At 68.6% G+C, this 18,466-nt stretch carries 15 protein-coding genes; 9 read left to right on the forward strand and 6 right to left on the reverse strand.

The window, feature by feature from the left end:
• The first annotated feature begins 36 nt into the window (after positions 1-36).
• The 5 genes from J2S73_RS09445 to J2S73_RS09465 all read left to right on the forward strand — a co-directional run bounded on the left by J2S73_RS09445 (position 37) and on the right by J2S73_RS09465 (position 6,853).
• Positions 37-1,611 carry a phytoene desaturase family protein gene (locus J2S73_RS09445; RefSeq protein WP_306885268.1) on the forward strand — a complete coding sequence of 525 codons (1,575 nt, stop codon included), beginning with the start codon at positions 37-39 and terminating at the stop codon, positions 1,609-1,611.
• Between the two features lie 118 nt (positions 1,612-1,729).
• Positions 1,730-2,242 carry a MarR family winged helix-turn-helix transcriptional regulator gene (locus tag J2S73_RS09450; protein WP_306885269.1) on the forward strand — a complete coding sequence of 171 codons (513 nt, stop codon included), beginning with the start codon at positions 1,730-1,732 and terminating at the stop codon, positions 2,240-2,242.
• 146 nt (positions 2,243-2,388) lie between these two features.
• On the forward strand, positions 2,389-2,976 hold the full coding sequence (locus J2S73_RS09455; RefSeq protein ID WP_306886290.1) for a VOC family protein: 588 nt from the start codon (positions 2,389-2,391) through the stop codon (positions 2,974-2,976).
• Between the two features lie 143 nt (positions 2,977-3,119).
• Positions 3,120-5,267, forward strand: a complete 2,148-nt coding sequence (locus J2S73_RS09460) for a thiamine pyrophosphate-dependent enzyme (RefSeq protein WP_306885270.1) — start codon at positions 3,120-3,122, stop codon at positions 5,265-5,267.
• A 5-nt stretch (positions 5,268-5,272) separates the two neighbouring features.
• Positions 5,273-6,853, forward strand: coding sequence for an indolepyruvate oxidoreductase subunit beta family protein (locus J2S73_RS09465; RefSeq protein ID WP_306886291.1), 1,581 nt, complete (start codon positions 5,273-5,275; stop codon positions 6,851-6,853).
• Positions 6,854-6,948: 95 nt separating this feature from the next.
• On the opposite strand, the gene J2S73_RS09470 is transcribed toward J2S73_RS09465, so the two are convergent.
• The 4 genes from J2S73_RS09470 to J2S73_RS09485 are packed head-to-tail and all read right to left on the reverse strand — an operon-like array spanning position 6,949 to position 11,826.
• Positions 6,949-7,743 (reverse strand): cyclase family protein, encoded by a 795-nt coding sequence (locus J2S73_RS09470; RefSeq protein ID WP_306885272.1) that lies wholly within the window; start codon positions 7,741-7,743, stop codon positions 6,949-6,951.
• A complete protein-coding gene (locus J2S73_RS09475) occupies positions 7,740-8,972 on the reverse strand; it encodes an SDR family NAD(P)-dependent oxidoreductase (protein WP_306885273.1) in 1,233 nt (410 codons plus the stop codon). Before J2S73_RS09475 ends, J2S73_RS09470 begins: the two co-directional genes overlap by 4 nt.
• A gap of 2 nt (positions 8,973-8,974) precedes the next feature.
• On the reverse strand, positions 8,975-10,141 hold the full coding sequence (locus tag J2S73_RS09480; protein ID WP_306885274.1) for a thiolase family protein: 1,167 nt from the start codon (positions 10,139-10,141) through the stop codon (positions 8,975-8,977).
• Positions 10,138-11,826 carry an AMP-binding protein gene (locus tag J2S73_RS09485; RefSeq protein ID WP_306885275.1) on the reverse strand — a complete coding sequence of 563 codons (1,689 nt, stop codon included), beginning with the start codon at positions 11,824-11,826 and terminating at the stop codon, positions 10,138-10,140. Before J2S73_RS09485 ends, J2S73_RS09480 begins: the two co-directional genes overlap by 4 nt.
• Before the next feature lie 41 nt (positions 11,827-11,867).
• Here J2S73_RS09485 and J2S73_RS09490 point away from each other — a divergent pair, with 41 nt between their 5' ends.
• The gene (locus tag J2S73_RS09490) at positions 11,868-12,404 is read left to right on the forward strand and encodes a winged helix DNA-binding protein (RefSeq protein WP_306885276.1); all 537 of its coding nucleotides are present in this window, start codon (positions 11,868-11,870) and stop codon (positions 12,402-12,404) included.
• Between the two features lie 8 nt (positions 12,405-12,412).
• Here J2S73_RS09490 and J2S73_RS09495 read toward each other — a convergent pair whose 3' ends face one another.
• Positions 12,413-13,165, reverse strand: coding sequence for an SDR family NAD(P)-dependent oxidoreductase (locus J2S73_RS09495; protein WP_306885277.1), 753 nt, complete (start codon positions 13,163-13,165; stop codon positions 12,413-12,415).
• A 219-nt stretch (positions 13,166-13,384) separates the two neighbouring features.
• On the opposite strand from J2S73_RS09495, the gene J2S73_RS09500 reads away from it, so the two are divergent.
• The 3 genes from J2S73_RS09500 to J2S73_RS09510 are packed head-to-tail and all read left to right on the forward strand — an operon-like array spanning position 13,385 to position 16,350.
• Positions 13,385-14,431: a TRAP transporter substrate-binding protein gene (locus J2S73_RS09500; protein WP_306885278.1), complete on the forward strand. Its 1,047-nt coding sequence runs from the start codon at positions 13,385-13,387 to the stop codon at positions 14,429-14,431.
• 36 nt (positions 14,432-14,467) lie between these two features.
• Positions 14,468-15,004, forward strand: coding sequence for a TRAP transporter small permease subunit (locus tag J2S73_RS09505; protein ID WP_306885279.1), 537 nt, complete (start codon positions 14,468-14,470; stop codon positions 15,002-15,004).
• Positions 15,001-16,350 carry a TRAP transporter large permease gene (locus tag J2S73_RS09510; protein ID WP_306885280.1) on the forward strand — a complete coding sequence of 450 codons (1,350 nt, stop codon included), beginning with the start codon at positions 15,001-15,003 and terminating at the stop codon, positions 16,348-16,350. The genes J2S73_RS09505 and J2S73_RS09510 overlap by 4 nt, the downstream gene beginning before the upstream one ends.
• A gap of 31 nt (positions 16,351-16,381) precedes the next feature.
• Here the strand turns inward: J2S73_RS09510 and dxs are convergent, their stop codons facing one another.
• Positions 16,382-18,415, reverse strand: coding sequence for a 1-deoxy-D-xylulose-5-phosphate synthase (gene dxs / locus J2S73_RS09515; protein ID WP_306885281.1), 2,034 nt, complete (start codon positions 18,413-18,415; stop codon positions 16,382-16,384).
• Positions 18,416-18,466 lie beyond the last annotated feature (51 nt).

Genomic DNA, 18,466 nt, shown 5'->3' on the forward strand with positions numbered 1-18,466 from the left:
CCCGGGCGACGCGAACGGAAACGGTGCGGGTGCAGCATGGCTGACGCGGACTACATCGTCGTCGGATCCGGCATCAACGGCCTGACCTGCGCCGCGCTTCTCGGCAAGCGCGGCAAGAAGGTGGTCGTGCTGGAGCGCGAGGACGTGGCCGGCGGCTGCATGCGCACCGACGAGATCACCGCGCCGGGCTACCGGCACGACGTGATGGCGGCGACGTTCGTGCTGTTCACGACGTCGCCGGCCTTCGGCAAGCTCGGCGAGGATCTGGCCCGGCACGGGCTGGAGTTCTGCAACTCCGAGCATCCGACCGCCGTCCTCCTGCCGGACGGCGACAGCCTCGTCTTCACCACGGACCGGGACGCCAACGCGGCGAGCTTCGATGCGCTGGCCAGTGGCGAGGGCGGCCGGCTGCGCGCCGAGATCGGCGTGGTGGAAAAGGACGCGGAGCTTCTGTTCGGCCTGCTCGGCGGCAGCCTGTGGAGCTGGACGACGGGCAAGCTCCTGTTCCGGGAGATGCGCCGGCGCGGCGCGCACGGGCTTGCGGCCCGCCTCGGCGAGGCGATGCGGTCCGGCCGCGCGTGGCTGGAGACGAGCTTCGAAAGCGACAAGGCGCGGGCCCTGTTCGCGCCCTGGGTGCTGCATGCCGGGCTCGGGCCGGAGACGGCCTTTTCCGGCGAGATGGCGCGGATCATCGCCTTCGCGCTCGAGGCGGCGGGTGCGCCGGTCGTGAAGGGCGGCTCGGGCGTGGCGCCGGCGGCGTTCACCAGCTTGATCGAAGAGCTTGGCGGCGAGGTGCGCACTGGCTGTGACGTCACCGAAATCGTCACCGACGGTGGCGCGGCGCGCGGCGTGCAGCTTGCCGACGGGACGCGGCTGACCGTGTCCGAGGGCGTGATCTGTTCGGTGACGCCGGATCAGCTCTACGGCCGGCTTCTGCCGGATACGGTGGTCGACGCGGACACGCGCCGGCGCACCGAAGCCTATCGCTACGGCAAGGGCGACATGCAGATCCACTACGCCCTGAAGAGCCCGCCCCGGTGGAAGACGCCGGGCCTCGACAAAGTGGCGCTGACCCACCTGACGCCAGGCCTCGACGGGGTGTCCAAGGCGGTCAACGAATGCGAGCGGGGCATGCTGCCGGAAACGCCGACGATCTGCGTCGGGCAGCCCCATGCGCTGGATCCCTCGCGGTGCCCGGAGGGCGCGGGGATCCTGTGGCTGCAGCTTCCCGAGGTGCCGCGCTCCATCAAGGGCGATGCGGCGGGGACGATCGAGACGCCGGCCGACGGCGCCTGGACGGAGACCGTGCGCGAGGCCTTCGCCGACCGGGTCGAGGCGATCCTGGCGAGCCATATCGAGGGCTTCGCCGAGAACGTGGTCGCGCGGCGGGTCTATTCGCCGGCCGACCTGGAAGCGATGAACATGAACCTGGTCGGCGGCGATCCCTATGGCGGCGCCGCGACGATCGACCAGTTCTTCATCTGGCGGCCGTTCTCCAATTCGGTGAATCACCGCACCCGGGTGAAGGGCCTCTATCACATCGGCGCCTCGACCCATCCGGGACCGGGTCTCGGCGGCGGCTCCGGTTTCGCGCTCGCCGAACGGCTGTGAGCGCGCGGGAGGGCCCGACACCAGAACCGTGACGGGGCGGACGCCCGCGGCGCGGGGACCGGACCGCAACCATGCTCCATGGCCGAAACGACAAGAGGACCTCTCGGGAGATCCGAAGATGCAGGAAACGCAGGATTTTCCGTTGGTTGAAGGAGACGTGGACCGTCCGCGCGATGCCGCGCCGCGCTCGCTCGGTCAGATCGGGCTCGACCATTTCGCTCCGTACCTGATCAACCGGATTTCCGCGCGCTGGAATGCCGACATGCTGGACCGGCTCAAGGAGTACGGTCTCTCCACTCTGGAGATGCGTGTGCTGGCGATCCTGTCGGTGATGCCGGACGTGACGATCAACGAGATCGCGGTCTTCGCGGTCACCGAGCAGAGTACCATGAGCCGGACGCTGCACGGACTGGAGGGACGGGGGCTCGTGACCATCCGCCGGCGCGAAGGCGATCAGCGGGTGCGCGAGGTCAACATGACTAAGGACGGCCGCGCCGCCTTCAACCAGGTCTGGCCGGAAATGCACGACTCGCTGAACCGCATGTTCGCCGGCTTCAGCGACACCGAATACGAGATGCTGATCATGCTCCTGACGCGGGTGCTCAGGAACATCCGGCATCACGATTTCTAGATCCGGACGCGGTCAGACCGGAGCCGATCGAACGGAACGGGTCTGCTCAAGTCATGGAATTCGGGGCCGTTCGGGCTCGATCAGCGGACGTCCGCCTGATCGCGCGGCTCCCAGCGGAGGGTGGAAGGATGAAGGCTCGGTTCTGGATGGCGGGTGTCGCCGGTCTCGTGGCGGCGGGCTTTGCGGTGACGGCTCCGGCGGCGGCCGACGGGCTGCCCGGCATGAAGGGGATGGATCATGTCGGCGTGACCGTGCCGGACATGGAGGAAGCGCTCGACTTCTTCGTAAACGTGATCGGCTGCGAGAAGGCGATGTCGTTCGGCCCGTTCCGCGACGACGAGGGCACGTTCATGACGGATCTGGTGAACGTGCACCCGCGGGCGGTGATCGACGAGATCGCGCTCGTCCGGTGCGGCAACGGAAGCAACATCGAGCTGTTCCAGTACCAGGCGCCGGATCAGGCGAGCGAGCCGCCGAAGAACAGCGACATCGGCGGCCATCACATCGCGTTCTACGTGGCCGACATCGACGCGGCCGCCGCCTATCTGCGCGAGCAGGGCGTGCGCACGATGATGGGGCCGGTGCCGATCGAGGAGGGGCCGGCCGCGGGGCAGTCGATCATGTACTTCCTCGCCCCCTGGGGCCTGCAGCTGGAGGCGATCTCCTATCCGCAGGGCATGGCCTACGAGAGCGAGGGCGGCCCGGTCCTGTGGTCGCCGCGCGACCAGGAATAGGGGTTTCGGGGGCGAAACCGATTGAAGCGATCCCGGTGGCGGCACTGAGAAGGTGGCCGTCCCGGACCGCAACAGACCAACGAGTAGGACCCGGTCCGCGCATCGGTGAACGGTGCGGCGGGTCTGCGTAACAGGAGCTTTCCATGGCTGAACGCTCGTTTGCAAAAGAAGTCCAGCAACTCCGCATCGGAGAGGGCGAAGAATTTCGCGGCGAGGGCATCCTTGCCGTCACCAAGGCGCTCCTGGAGTGCGGCGTCGGCTATGTCGGCGGCTATCAGGGGGCGCCGATCTCGCATCTGATGGACGTCCTGTCGGACGCCGAGGAGATCCTCGAAGAGCTCGGCGTGCACTTCGAGCAGTCCGGCTCGGAGGCGGTCGCCGGCGCGACGCTGGCCGCCTCGGTACACTATCCGATCCGCGGCGCGGTGACCTTCAAGTCGCCGGTGGGCACGAACGTCGCCTCCGACGCGCTGGCCAATCTGTCGTCCGGCGGCGTGACCGGCGGCGCGCTGATCATCATCGGCGAGGACTATGGCGAGGGCGCCTCCATCATGCAGGAGCGCACCCACGCCTTCGCCATGAAGTCGCAGCTCTGGCTGCTCGATCCCAGGCCGAACCTGGAGTCCATCGTCAAGTCGGTGCGCGACGGGTTCGAGCTGTCGGAGGCGTCGAACACGCCGGTCATGCTGGAGATGCGCATCCGCGCCTGCCACGTGCACGGCCGCTTCATCGCCAAGGACAATGTGCGTCCGACCATGTCGCTCGCTGACGCGCTGGAGAACCCCAAGCGGGACCTCAACCGCATCGTGCTGCCGCCGGCCTCGTTCCTGCACGAGAAGGAGAAGGTGGAGAGCCGCTGGCCGAACGCCGTCAACTTCATCAAGGAGCGCGGGCTCAACGAGTTCTTCGGCGGTGACGGCAAGATCGGCATCGTCCTGCAGGGCGGCATGTACAACGGCGTCATTCGGGCGCTGCAGCGGCTCGGCCTCGCCGACATCCGCGGCAACACCGAGGTGCCGCTCTACGTGCTGAACGTCACCTATCCGCTGATCGACGACGAGTTCCTCGACTTCGCCCGCGACAAGGACGCGGTGCTCGTCGTGGAGGAAGGCCAGCCGAACCATATCGAGCAGGCCTTCGGCGCTATGCTGCACAAGGCGGGCGTCGACACCAAGCTGTTCGGCAAGGACCCGTTCCCGATCGCCGGCGAGTACACCGGCACGGTCATGCTGGATTCCATCCGCGGCTTCCTGCTGGAAAACGCGCCGGGTCTTCTGACGGCCGCCGACCGGGCGCCGAACCGGCCGCAGACCGAGCTGCCGGATCTCTCCAAGACGGTGCCGCCGCGCCCGCCGGGCTTCTGCGTCGGCTGTCCGGAGCGGCCGATCTTCGCCGGCATGAAGCTGGTCCAGGAGGAGCTCGGCGAGCACCATGTCGCCGCCGACATCGGCTGCCACCTCTTTTCCATCATGCCGCCCTTCAACATCGGCGGCAGCACCATGGGCTACGGCCTCGGGCCGGCGTCGGCCTCCGCCTTCAACGTGAAGGCGAAGAAGCGGCCGATCTCGGTGATGGGCGACGGCGGCTTCTGGCACAACGGACTGTCCACCGGCGTGACCAATGCCGTGTTCAACAAGCATGACGGCGTCATCCTGATCGTCGACAACTACTATTCGGCGGCGACCGGCGGACAGGACATTCCGTCTTCGCGGGCCGACAACAAGTCGCGCTCGACCGCCCATCCGATCACCGAAGCGGTGAAGGGCGTCGGCGCGAAATGGGTGCGCCAGATCGACCGCACCTATGACGTGACCAAGGTGCGCGACACCTTCCGCGAGGCGCTGACCACCGACGAGAAGGGGCCAAAGATCATCGTCGCCTCGTCGGAATGCATGCTGAACCGGCAGCGCCGCGAGAAGCCGCAGCTGGCCAAGGCCATTTCCGGCGGCGAGCGGGTGGTGAAGCCGAAGTTCGGGGTCGACGAGGACGTCTGCACTGGCGATCACGCCTGCATGCGGCTGTCGGGCTGTCCGTCCCTGTCGGTGAAGGAGCTGGACGACCCGCTGCGCGACGATCCGGTCGCCTCGATCGACCAGAACTGCGTCGGCTGCGGCAACTGCGGCGAGGTCGCCGACGCGGCCGTGCTGTGCCCGTCCTTCTACCGGGCCGACGTGGTCCACAACCCGACCGCCTGGGACAAGCGCATGGCCGGTATCCGCCGGCGCGTCTCCTCCTGGCTTCAGAAGCGGCGCGATTCCCGCCGTCTCGTGTTCGCGGCGGAAGGCGCGTGAGTTCGATGGATGCGATCGCGGAACCCTCGGCCGGCCGGGTGCCGGACCGGGATCAGGTCATCAAGCTGGCCATCCTCGCCGTCGGCGGACAGGGCGGCGGCGTCATCACCAGCTGGATCGTCGATCTGGCCGAGCGCAACGGCTGGTACGCCCAGTCGACGTCGGTGCCCGGCGTCGCCCAGCGCACCGGCGCGACGGTCTACTATGTGGAGATGGTGCCGGAGGGCGAGGGGACACCCGTCCTCGGCATGATGCCGGCGCCCGGCGACGTGGACGTGGTGCTCGCTTCGGAACTGATGGAGGCGGGTCGGGCGATCCAGCGCGGCTTCGTCTCGCCCGATCGCACGACGCTGATCTTCTCCACCGACCGCACCCTGGCGGTGTCGGAAAAGATCGTCCCCGGCGACGGCATCGCCGATGCCCTTCCGGTGATGGAGGCGGCGAAAGAGGTCGCGAAGGACGTGCGGGCCGCGCGTCTGGAGCAACTGGCGCTGCAGAACGGCAGCGTGATCTCCGCGAGCCTGTTCGGGGCGCTGGCCGGCTCCGGCGTGCTGCCGTTCGCACGGGAGTCGTTCGAGCAGACCATCGAGGCGAGCGGACGCGGCGTGAAGGCGAGCCTGAGGGCGTTCGCTGCCGGATTCGATGCGGTCCAGGTACGGGACGGCATCGTCGAGGAGACCCCGGCCGTCGATGCGCCGGACATCATCGAACCGAAGCCGGCCGGCCCGGTCGTTGCCGGCCCGGAGAAGATGCGGCGCGCCTGGCAGGCGCTGCTCGACCGTATCCACGCGGAGTTTCCGCAAGCCGCCCACGGGATGCTTCTGCCCGGTCTGAAGAAAGTCGTCGACTTCCAGGACGTGAAGTATGGCGAGGAGTATCTGAACCGGCTGACGAAGGTCCTGGAGGTCGACAAGGCGGCCGGCGGCGAGGGCGAGGGCTACGACTTCACGGCAACGGCGGCCAAGTATGTGGCCAACGCCATGGCCTATGACGACGTGATCCGTGTGGCCGACCTGAAGACAAGGGGCAGCCGGTTCGAGCGCGTGAACGCCGAAGTGCGCGCCACGCCCGAGCAGCTCGTCGAGATCACCGAGTTCATGCATCCGCGCCTGGAAGAGATCTGCGGGATCCTGCCTGCCTCGCTCGGAAGGGGCATCCTGGCCCGGGAAGGTCTGTCGAAGCGGCTCGACCGGCTCATCAACAAGGGCCGGCGGGTGCGCACCGACACGATCCGCGGCTTCGTCACGCTCTATGCGATCGGCAGCCTGCGCGGCTACCGGCGGCGGACGCTACGCCACCAGATCGAGGTCGCGCATCTGGAGGAGTGGCTCAAGCTCGCCTGCGATACGGTTCGCGACGACTATCAGCTCGGCGTGGAAGTGCTCAGGGCGCGCCGGCTGATCAAGGGCTACAGCGACACCCACGTGCGCGGCGAGGCCAAGTTCGACCGGGTGCTGTCGGCGGTTCCGCTCCTGAAGGGGCGGGAGGATGCGGCGACCTGGCTGCACCGGCTGATCGACGCGGCGCTGAAGGACGAGAAGGGCACCATGCTCGACGGGGCCCTGAAGACGATCCGAACGTTGTGAGGCTGGTCCCGTCCGACCGGGTGCGGTCTGGACGGGAACGGCTCAGATCTCGGAAGACATCAATCCGCTCAGGCGTTCGCGTCTGAGCGGATTTTTTACGTCCGGGGCACCAGGGCGAGGACGCGCAGCGGGCTTCCGCTGCCCTTGCGGATCTTCAGCGGCGGGCAGATGAGGACCGCGCCCTGGGGCGGCAGCCGGTCGAGATTGGCCAGGCACTGCAGGCCATAGCGGTTGGCCCCGTGCATGTAGAAATGGCACGGATAGGGGGGCTTCAGATGGGCCGCCTGGCCGGCGTCGGTGCCAATGGTCTCCGTGCCGAAGCCGAGCACGTCGCGCTCCTCGATGAGAAAACGCACGCAGTCCGGATTCGGCCCCGGCGAATGCTGGCCATCGGCATCGTAGTTCTGGAAATCGGACGGATCGGTGCGCTCCGACCAGTCGGTCCGCATCAGCACCCAGGCTCTGGGAGGGATCGGGCCGTGGGCCGCTTCCCAGGCCTTCACGAACTCGACGGTCAGGAGAAAGTCCGGGTCCTGCCGGGCCTCCGCGCTGCAGTCGATCACGCAGGCCGGACCGACGAAGTTCTGCGGTGGGATGGTGTCGGTGGTGTTGTCGGGCAGGTTGCGCCCCGACACCCAGTGGATCGGCGCGTCGAAATGGGTGCCGGTGTGCTCGCCGCAGGAGAAGTTGTTCCAGTACCAGGAGGCGCCGCGCTCGTCGTAGCGCGAGATTTCCTCCATGCGGAACGGCGCGGACTGGCCGAACTCCGGCGGCAGCGAGATGCGCGGCATGTCCGGCGCGAGCGTCTGGGTCAGGTCGACGACCTCGACGCTGCCTGTGGCCAGATCGGAGACCAGGGCTGCTAGGGATCCAAGGTCGGACGTCGTCATGCCGTCAGCTCCAGTTCCAGCACCTTGGGATCGGCGCGCCAGCGCTCGTACCAGTCGCGGGCGATCGGATCGGGAAACAGGTCCTCCAGCCCGTCTTCCAGGGCGCGGACGATGTCGGCGGCCAGCCGGCGCGGGGCCACCTTCGGCGGCAGCTCGGTCTGGTTCCAGGCCTCGTCGACCGGACCGGGGAATACGTTCAGCACGCGCAGCCCGGCCGGCCGGAACTCGGCCCTGAGGCACTGCGCGAGCGACAGGGCGGCCGCCTTGGAGGCGGAGAAGGTGCCCTGAGCCGGATAGTTGGCGAGCGCGAACACGGACAGGACGTTGACCCACGCGACCGCGTTGGTGGGGATTTCCGCGGCCCGCGCGCTCATTGCCGGACCGAACGCCTGGGACAGCCGCAGCAGGCCGAGATAGTTGACCTCCATCTCCGCGCGCGCCGTCTCCACGCCGCGCCGGGACAGGGCGGAATGGGTGCGGTGGAACTCGGCGGTGTTGATGAGGATGTCGACCTTGCCGCCGATCTGGCCCGCGAGCGTGTCGACCGACTGGGTGTCGGTCACGTCGAGCGGAAGCAGCGTCACCTGCGGGACGGCCGACAGCGCCTCGAAGCCCGGGGCGGCCTTCCAGGGTTCGCTGGCGCCAACCCAGACCGTTTCGGCGCCGGCCTCGGCAGCGGCGATCGCCATGGCCTGGCCGATCTCCGACGTGCCATCGGTGATCAGCACGTTGCGGCCCTTCGGCGAATTGGTGAGCTCCCGGATCAGCGGATCGTCGGTCATGTCGATGATGTCCTCTTGGGGGAGGGCGACGAGCACGGCGCGGCCGGCCCGGTCGAGATAAGGCCGCACCTGGACCCGGGCCGGCGGCTCGGCGCAGCCTCCGTGCAGGTAGGCGACCACGCTGACGCCGCAGTCGAGCCGGACGAGGCCGGTGCGCCAGGGTGCGCGCTCGCGGAAATAGGTCTCGTAGGGCTTGCGGACGCAGGTTTCAGCCTGGAGCGTGCCGGCGCCGTCGCGTTCGCGCCATTCGAGCCGGTCGGAGAGGCAGTGGCGGCAGGCCTCGCGGGCCGGATACTGGATGGCGCCGCAGTCCAGGCATTCCTGGAGCGCGAGCCGTCCGGTCGCGGCCGCGGCGGTCAGGCCGAGGGCGAACCGGCTGCGCGTGACCGGCGGCGTCGTCGGCCGGCGCGGAGGAAGGACGGGGTTTCGGTGGGGTCGGTGATCCATGGTCATGCCGCCAGAAGGGCCGCGCCGGTGGACAGGCCCCGGTCGTAGTTGATCATGCCGAAGCCGCTGACGAGGCCGATCCCGGCGTCCGGAACCGGCGTGCCGACGGTCTGGCCGGTGAGCTGGCGGATGGTCTCGACGATGCCGAGAAAGCCGCCGGCGCCGCCGGCCTGGCCGACCGAGAGCTGGCCGCCGGACGTGTTGATCGGGAAGCTGCCGGAGGCGGTAAGGTCGTGGCCGGCGAGAAAGTCCTTGGCCTCGCCCTTGCCGCAGAAGCCGAGATCCTCGACCTGCAGGAAGATGATCACCGGATAGTCGTCATAGGCCTGAACGAAATCGACGGCGTCGTGGGTGACGCCGGCCTGGGCGAACAGCTCGTCCCGGTCGACGACCCAGCCGCCGCGCTCCTGGACCGGATCGTCGGGGAAGGCGTTATGGCGTTCGATCGCCCCGAGCAGGCGCGCGAAGGGCAGGCCCTGGGCGCGGGCGGTCTCCTCATGCATGACGAGAAAGGCCTCGGCTCCAGCGCAGGGCATGACGCAGTCATAGAGCCGGATCGGATCGGCGATCAGCGGGCTGTTGACGTACTGGTCGAGGGTCAGCGGCTTGGAGAAAAGCGCCTGGGGGTTGCCGAGCGCGTTGGCCCGCTGGGCGACGCAGACCCGGCCGAAGTCGGCGACTTCCGCCCCATAGGTGCGCATGTAGTTGTCGGTCAGAAGCGCGACGCTGGCGTTGGGGCCGCCCGATCCGTACGGGTAGACGGCGTCCTGGCCGAACTGGCTGAAGGAGGCGGTGCCGCGGCGGAAGGAATCGGTCTGGTTGGTGTCGCCGGCGACGCAGGCGACGATCTCGGCGTCGCCCACCTGCACGGCCCGGGCCGCCCGGCGCAGCGCGATCAGGCCGCTCGCGCCCCCGAAGGTGACGTTGTCGACCCAGCGCGGCTCGAACCCCAGATGCTCGACCACGCCGATCGCGCTGTCGGGCGCCAGCGACATGCTGGTCACGCACATGCCGTCGATGGCGTGCTTGGCAAAGCCGGTCTCGGCCACCAGCGCACGCATCGCCCGGCCCAGGAACCAGTGGGAGCTCCGGGTGGAAAAGCGCTCGTAGGGAACGGTGACCGGCGCGGCCAGTACCACCCCGTCATATCCGAGCCGGCGGCGTGTCACGGGGCGGCCTTCCGCATTGTCTGCTTGCGCTCGCGCAGATCGTGGCAGTCGTCCGCCTTATCGGGAGCGGAGGCGAGATCGCCGAGGTCGGTCTTGCGCACCTTCTGGGTCGACGTGGTCGGCAGCGACGGCCGGAAGGCGACGTAGCCGGGCAGCTTGTAGTAGGCGAGCCGGTCTGCGCAGTGGGCGAAGACGGCGTCGGCCAGCGCGGCGTCGCCCTTGCCCTCCTTCGGCACGACCACGGCCAGCACCTCTTCGCCGCGCAGCGGGTCGAGAACGGCGATCACCGCGACCTGGGAGACGCCGGGATGGCTGGCGATGGCACCTTCGACCTCGACGGCGGCGATGTTCTCGCCGGAGCGGCGGATGATGTTCTTCTTGCGATCGACGAAATGGAGCGCGCCGTCCGCGCCGCGCCGCATGACGTCGCCGGTGCGCAGCCAGCCGCCGGCCCAGATCTCCCGGGTTGCCGCCTCGTTCTTCAGATAGCCGGAGAAGAAGCGCCGGGTGGGGTCTGCGCCGCGGGCGCGCAGCACCAGTTCGCCCGGTTCGCCGGGCAGCGCATCGCGTCCCTCGTCGTCGAGAAGGCGGATCTCCATCGGCGGCCCGGGCCGGTCCGCGCGGCCCAGGCAGCGTTCGCCGACGTGGCGGGGTTCCTCGGACGCGCACAGGATGCCGGCGCCGCCGGTTTCCGTCATCGCCCAGCCCTCCAGCAGCGGCACGCCGAAGCGCGCCTCGAAGGCGGCGTGGTGATCGGGGTGGACGCCGCCGCCCATTCCGAAGCGCAGCGAGTGGTCCCGGTCGGTGTCGGCCGGCGGGATCGCCAGGAGGATGGCCGGCATCACGCCGAGATAGTGGAAGCAGGTGGCGCCGGTCTCGCGCGCCATGTCCCACCAGGAGCGCGGATGGAAGCGGTCGACGATGATCTGGGCGCCGCCGGAGGCGAGCATGCCCATGAACGAGTTGCCCATGGCGTTCACGTGGAAGGTGGGCAGCGGCGTCATCAGCCGCTCCACGCCCTCGCGCAGCGAGATGTGGCCGCGCTGGGCGCAGTACCATTCCGCCCAGCCATGGAAATAGCCGTTGGTGAGGATGCAGCCCTTGGGCCGGCCGGTGGTCCCGGAGGTGTAGATCAGCGCGCACTCGGCGGCGGTCGGATCGGCGGGCGCGGAGCCGGCGGGTGTCGCGGCGGAAGGGAAGGTGGCGGCATCCTCCGGCACCAGGCTGACGGGCAGGCCTTCAGCCCCCTCCGACGCCTGCGCCGCCCGGGAGGGGAGGTGGACCAGAAGCGTGCTGTCGCTGTGTTCCAGCAGGAAGTGGAGTTCGTCGGCGGTGTAGTCCGGATTGACCGGCACCACGCTGGCGCCGATCGAATTCAGCGCAAGCCAGTGGAGGAAATGGGCGGGCCGGTTCTCCAGGAGAAGCGCCACCCGGTGGCCTGGCCCGTAGCCGGCCGCGCGGTAGCGATCGGCAAGGGCGTCGACCCGGTGCAGCGTCCCGCCATAGCTCAGCGCCGGCTCGTCCAGCCCCCACAGCGTCCGCACCGCCTGGGGGAGGACGAGCAGGTCGTTCTCCGGATAGCGGGCGGCCTGGGCCTTGAGGAGCGCGTAGACGCTGCCCGGTCCATCCGACTGTTCACCACCGCATTGACTTTGCGGCCCTGTTGCGACTTGCTCCGCTGTCATCTCGCCCGATGCTTTGAAGTTGTTGGAAGGCTGAATCCCGGATGGCCGGAAGTAAGAGCGCGAAATCGGAAAGTAAGCAGGTCGCCAACGCGCCCGAGGGCGCCGACTACGAGGCGAAGCTGGCCGAATTCGAATATGCGATCTGGCACCTCGGCGCCGCGTTCGCGCGCTGGCGGCGCGACTGCCTGGCGTCGGTCTCCGACATTTCGCTCTCCAGCACGGAGGCCTCGATCCTGCACGCCGTCCACATGAACGGCACGGCGAAGGGGCTGATGGAGATCGGCCGGCTGCTGCACCGCGACGACATGACGAACATCCAGTACGGGCTGAAGAAGCTCGGCCAGCTTGGTCTGATCGAGAAGCAGGGCCGCTCGCGCAAGAGCATGACGTATGCTGTGTCTGAGCACGGCGACGAGATCATCCAGGCCTATCTCGACCAGCGCCGGGCGGTTCTCCTGAGATTGTTCCAGCAGGTGGCGCCGGCCCCGGACGATCTCACGAACCTGATCATGCAGATGCACGTGATGATCGGCATCTACGACCAGTCCGGCGATCTCATCATGAACCGTCAGCCCTGACATGGCGCCTACTGCATCCTGTAGCCGCCGTTGACGTCGATGGTGGCGCCGGTGATCCAGCGCGCCGCGTCGCCGGCGAGATAGCGGACCGCGCCCGCGACGTCCTCGGCGGTTCCGACGCGCCCGAGCGGGATGCGCGCTTCAAGGCCCGGAACCGCGTCCGGATCCATTGCCCGCTCGAACATGCCCGTGCGCACCGGGCCGGCGGCGATGCAGTTGACCGTGATGCCCTGGTCGGCGCACTGGCGGGCGGCGATCTTGGTGAGGCCGAGAATGGCGGCCTTGGAAGCCACGTAGGCGGGATCTCCGCGATAGCCGCCGAGCTGGCCGGCGGCGGAGGACAGGGTGATGATGCGCCCGTCGTCGACCGGCGTCTCCCGCCGGCGGCGCAGAAAGGCGCGCATGCACAGGAACGTGCCGCGCGAATTCACGGCGTTGACCCGGTCCCACTGCTCCGGCGAGATGTCGGCAAGATCGGTGGAGATGCCGGGGCCGCCGCCCATGATGCCGGCACACAGAACCAGAATGGCGACGGGGCCGAGAGCCGCTTCCGCGGCTGTGAACGCTGCGTCCACCGAGGCTTCGTCGGCGACGTCCATGACGACCGTCTCGACCGTCGCGCCGGCGGCGATCAGCTCGGATTTGCCGCGCTCCAGACCGTCTCGATCCACATCGGCCAGCACGATCCGGCAGCCGTCGGCGGCGAGCGCGTGCGCTGAGGCGAGGCCGATGCCGCCGGCCGCTCCCGTCACCAATGCCACGCGCGTCTCGCTCGACTGCACGGTCCGACGCCCTCAATTTTCCGGTTCGATCTCTTTTCGGAATATTGCAAAAATTTACCGGACAAAATACCCTTCTCAAAAATTAAATTGTGGTTTGAAAGCCGCAGACGTCGCTGTTCGGGCCAACTGCCGGAACAGGCTTGGAAAAATCGGGTCGGCGACGGTTTCCTGCCCGGCCCGCCACAGAGGAGACAGCAGATGTTCCGCAGCATGAAGACGACCGGCCTGGTCGCGATGGCTCTCGCCGTCGGCGCGATGGGTGCCCCGGTCCAGGCCCAGGACGGCGTTTCGCTGAACGTGCAGAGCGCCTGGCCGCTGACCCTGCCGGCGAGCGGGCGCGACGCGCAGCATTTCGCCGACGCGATCAACGAAGCCTCTGGCGGCAACGTCGAGGTCGAGCTTTACGGCGCCGGCAAGCTGGTGCCGTCGCTGGAGATCTTCGACGCAGTGCAGCGCGGCACCCTCGACGCCGGCTACACCAGCCCGCTCTATGTCGCCGGCAAGTTCCCGGCCGTGCAGCTGTTCGGCGGCGTGCCGTTCGGACCGGACGCGTTCGAGTATCTCGGCTGGATTTACAACGGCGGCGGCCTCGACATCTGGCGCGAGATCTACGCCGAGCAGGGCGTGGTGACCGTGCCCTGCGGCCTGATGGATTCCGAAGCGGGCGGCTGGTACAAGAAGCCGATCGAGACCGCGGCCGATCTGGAGGGCATGAAGCTGCGCTTCGCCGGTCTGGCCGGCGAAGTGATGAAGAAGATGGGCGCCTCCGTCGTGCTTCTGGCCGGCGGCGACATCTATCCCAACCTCGAGCGCGGCGTGATCGACGGCACCGAGTTCTCCATGCCCGCCATCGATGCCAGCGTCGGCTTCGACGACGTCGCCAAAAACTACTACCTGCCGGGCTGGCACCAGCCGGCGGCGATCAACGAGCTCATCATCAACAAGGCGAAGTGGGACTCCATGAGCGAGGCCCAGCGCAAGCTGATCGAGCTGACCTGCCGCGAGACCATGCTGTGGGGCGTCACCTCCACGATGACGGAGAACGCCGAAGCGGTTGCAGCCTTCAAGGAGAACGGCGTGGAGATCCGCGAGTTCTCGCCCGAGCTGCTGGCGGCCTTCAAGGAGAAGACCGACGAGGTGATGCAGGAGCAGGCCGCCGACGACGAGAACTTCAAGCGCGTCTGGGACTCCCTGCAGGCCTACCGCGACCAGAACGCGGCCTGGGTCGAGGTCCGGACCGACTGATTGTCCCGAGTGGATAAGGGATCGGCAGCACGCGCCATGAACGACACGCTTTACGGTATCGCCCGGACGATCGACCGGATCACGGTTCCCGTGGGGCGTGCCACCGCGCTCGTGCTGCCGATCCTGATGCTCGTCATCATCCTGAACGTCGTGCTGCGCTACGGCTTCGGGCTCGGGCTCGTCGAGCTCGAGGAGCTGCAGTGGCACCTGAACGCGCTGATCGTGCTCGGGTGCATGGCCTTCGCCTATCGCGACGACGTTCATGTCCGCGTGGACCTGTTCCACGCGAAGTTTTCTCCCCTGCGCAAGGCCGTCGTCGAGTTCTTCGGCGGCCTCGTCCTCCTGATGCCGTTCGTCATCGGGATCGGGTGGTTTGCCTGGGGAACCTTCACCTATTCCCTGTCCATCGGTGAGGGCTCGCCCATGCCCAGCGGGCTGCCGGCGCGCTACGTCATCAAGTTCTGCATGTTCGCGGGCTTCGCGCTTCTCGGTCTGCAGGGCATCGCCCAGATGTGCCGCGCGCTCCTGACGATGCGCGGGGCCGGTTCCTCCTACCCGCCGGTGTCCCGTTGACCCAGGACGTCATCTTCGTCGCCCTCATGTTCGCCGCATTCGCGGCGGGCCTGTTCGCGGGCTTTCCCGTCGCCTTCGTCCTCGGCGGCGTCGGCGTGCTGTTCGCGCTTCTGGGCGACCTCCTGCCGATGCTCGGCATCAAGGTGCTGGCCGGCTCCAACTTCATCGCCTTCGCTTCCGACCGGATCTTCGGCACCTTGTCGAACTACTCGCTCGTGCCGATGGCGATGTTCGTGTTCATGGGGCTGATGCTGGAGCGCTCCGGCGTGGCCGACCGGCTTCTCGTCGCGATGGGCCGGATGATGCGGCGCCTGCCGGGCGGGCTCGGCCTCGCGGTCGTGGCGATCGGGCTGGTGCTGGCGGCCTCGACCGGCATCATCGGCGCCTCGGTAGTGCTTCTGGCCACCGTCGCGCTGCCGGTGCTGCGCCGCGCCAACTACAGCATGCCGCTCGGGCTCGGCACCGTGGCGGCGTCCGGCTGTCTCGGCATCCTGGTGCCGCCGTCGATCATGCTGATCGTCATGGGCGACCAGCTGCGCCTGTCGGTCGGCGACCTGTTCATGGCCGCAATCCTGCCCGGCGCGCTGCTGGCCTTCCTCTACGCCGTCTACATCGTCGTGCTGTGCGCGATCCGCCCGGAGCTGGCGCCGCCCCAGAAGGTCGATCCGGACGAGGACACCGCCAGCGCGGTCCTCGACCTGGTGCGGGCGCTGGTCCCGCCGGTTCTCCTGATGACGGCGGTGCTCGGCTCGATCTTCCTCGGCATCGCCTCGCCGACGGAGGCCTCGGGCGTCGGAGCGCTGGGCGCCACGCTTTTGGCCGCCGCCGACCGTCAGCTCACCTGGCAGACGCTCAAGGACGTCAGCTACGGCACAGGCAAGACCACGGCCTTCCTGTTCGCGCTGATCTTCGGCGCGAGCTGCTTCTCCGTGGTGCTGCGCGGCTACGGCGGCGACGAGGTGATCGAGGGCGCGATACAGGGCCTGCCGCTGCCGCCCCAGGCGGTTCTGGGCGTGGTGCTGCTGGTGGTGTTCCTGCTCGGCTTCGTGCTCGACTGGATGGAGATCGTGCTGATCATCGCGCCGCTCACGGTTCCGGTGGTGGTGTCGCTCGGCTTCGATCCGCTGTGGGTCGCCGTCCTGATCGCGATCTGCCTGCAGACCTCGTTCCTGACGCCGCCGGTGGGCATGGCGCTGTTCTACGTGAAGAGCTCCGCGCCACCCGACGTGACGACGCTGCAGATCTATCGCGGCATCGTCCCGTTCGTGCTGCTGCAGCTTCTGGGGCTGCTCCTGGTCTGGCTGATCCCGGACATTGCGCTCAAGCTGCCGAGCCTGTCCTACTGACGCAGCGTTGGTCCGCCCGACGGGATGATGCTCAGATCCGGACGGTGCCGGCGTGGCCCACGGCTGCGTCTGCGCCGCCAGCCTCCATCTGCTGACCGAGCGCTGTAAGCACCCTGGCCACGATGCCATCGGCATCGAGGCCGGCGCGGGCGTACATCGCCTTCGGGCTGTCCTGATCGATGAACAGGTCGGGCAGGGTCATCGTCCGTACGCGAAGGCCCTTGTCGAGGAAGCCGTCGTCGGACAGCGCCTGCAGGACATGGCTGCCGAAGCCGCCGACCGCGCCTTCCTCGATCGTCACCAGAACCTCGTGATTGCGGGCAAGCTGACGGATGAGGTCGCGGTCGAGCGGCTTGGCGAACCGGGCGTCGGCGACGGTCGTGGACAGGCCGTAGCCGGCGAGCCGATCGGCAGCGGTGAGCGCCTCGCCGAGGCGGGTGCCGAGCGACAGAAGCGCCACCTGGCTGCCTTCCCGCACGATCCGGCCGCGGCCGATCTCGAGCGGCACACCGGCTTCCGGCAGGGTCACGCCGATGCCTTCGCCGCGCGGATAGCGGAACGCGGACGGCCGGTCGTCGATGGCGGCGGCGGTCGCCACCATGTGGACCAGCTCCGCCTCGTCGGCGGCCGCCATGACCACCATGTTCGGCAGGCAGCCGAGATAGGCGAGGTCGAACGCACCGGCGTGGGTCGCGCCGTCGGCGCCCACGAGCCCCGCCCGGTCGATGGCGAAGCGGACCGGCAGCGATTGCAGCGCGACGTCGTGCACCACCTGATCGTAGGCGCGCTGCAGGAAGGTGGAGTAGATGGCGCAGAACGGCCGGTAGCCCTCCGTCGCCAGGCCGGCGGCGAAGGTGACGGCGTGCTGCTCGGCGATGCCGACGTCGAACGCGCGGTCGGGAAACGCCTTTTGAAAAAGGTCGACGCCGGTGCCGGACGGCATGGCCGCGGTGACGGCGACGATGCGATCGTCCTTGCGCGCTTCGGCCACCAGGCTTTCGCCGAACACCTTGGTATAGGCGGGCGCCTTGGCCACGGCCTTGGCCTGCTTGCCGGTGACCACGTCGAATTTGGAGACGCCGTGGCACTTGTCGGTGGCGCTCTCGGCCGGCGCATAGCCGTTGCCCTTGCGGGTGACGACGTGGACCAGGATCGGGCCTTCCGGCGCGTCACGGACGTTGCGCAGCACCGGCAGCAGATCTTCGAAGCTGTGCCCGTCGATCGGCCCGACATAGTAGAAGCCGAGTTCCTCGAACAGGGTGCCGCCGGTCAGATAGCCGCGCAGGTGCTCCATCAGCCGGGTGACGTGGCGGTCGATCCGGCCGGGCAGCCGGGCGGTGAGCCGCTTGCCGCGGCGCCGGATCGTCATGTAGGTGCGCCCGGAGATCTTGCGGGCCAGATAGGAGCTGAGCGCCCCCACCGGCGGGGCGATCGACATGTCGTTGTCGTTGAGGATGACGATCAGGCGCTTGTCCATGGCGCCGGCGTTGTTCATCGCCTCGTAGGCCATGCCGGCCGACATCGCGCCGTCGCCGATCACGGCGATCACGTTGCCGTCGCCGCCGTCGAGATCGCGGGCGACCGCCATGCCGAGCCCGGCGGAGATCGAGGTGGAGGAGTGCGCCGTGCCGAACGGGTCGTAGGGGCTCTCGCTGCGCTTGGTGAAGCCGGAGAGGCCGCCGCCCTGGCGCAGGGTCCGGATCCGGTCGCGCCGGCCGGTGAGGATCTTGTGCGGATAGGCCTGGTGGCCGACGTCCCAGATCAGCCGGTCGCGCGGCGTGTCGAACACGTAGTGCAGCGCCACGGTCAGCTCGACCACGCCGAGGCCGGAGCCGAGATGGCCGCCGGTGATCGAGACCGCGTCGATCATCTCGCGGCGGAGCTCGTCGGCAAGTGCGGGAAGCCGGGTTTCGTCGAGACCGCGGAGATCGGCGGGCAGGGTGATGTCGTCGAGGAGCGGTGTCGGCGACAGGGCGGCAGGGTCGGCTCCGGGACCGCTCGCGGACGTGGCGTCGGCCGTGCGTCGCAGCGGAACCGGCCGGCCGGGTGTGGCGATGGTGGTCATGGTATCCCTCCCTTGCGCGCGGCTGCCTCTTCGGGCGGCTCGCGCCGGTGG

Origin of the sequence: Amorphus orientalis, from assembly GCF_030814015.1 — a bacterium.
Classification (GTDB): Bacteria; Pseudomonadota; Alphaproteobacteria; order Rhizobiales; family Amorphaceae; genus Amorphus; species Amorphus orientalis.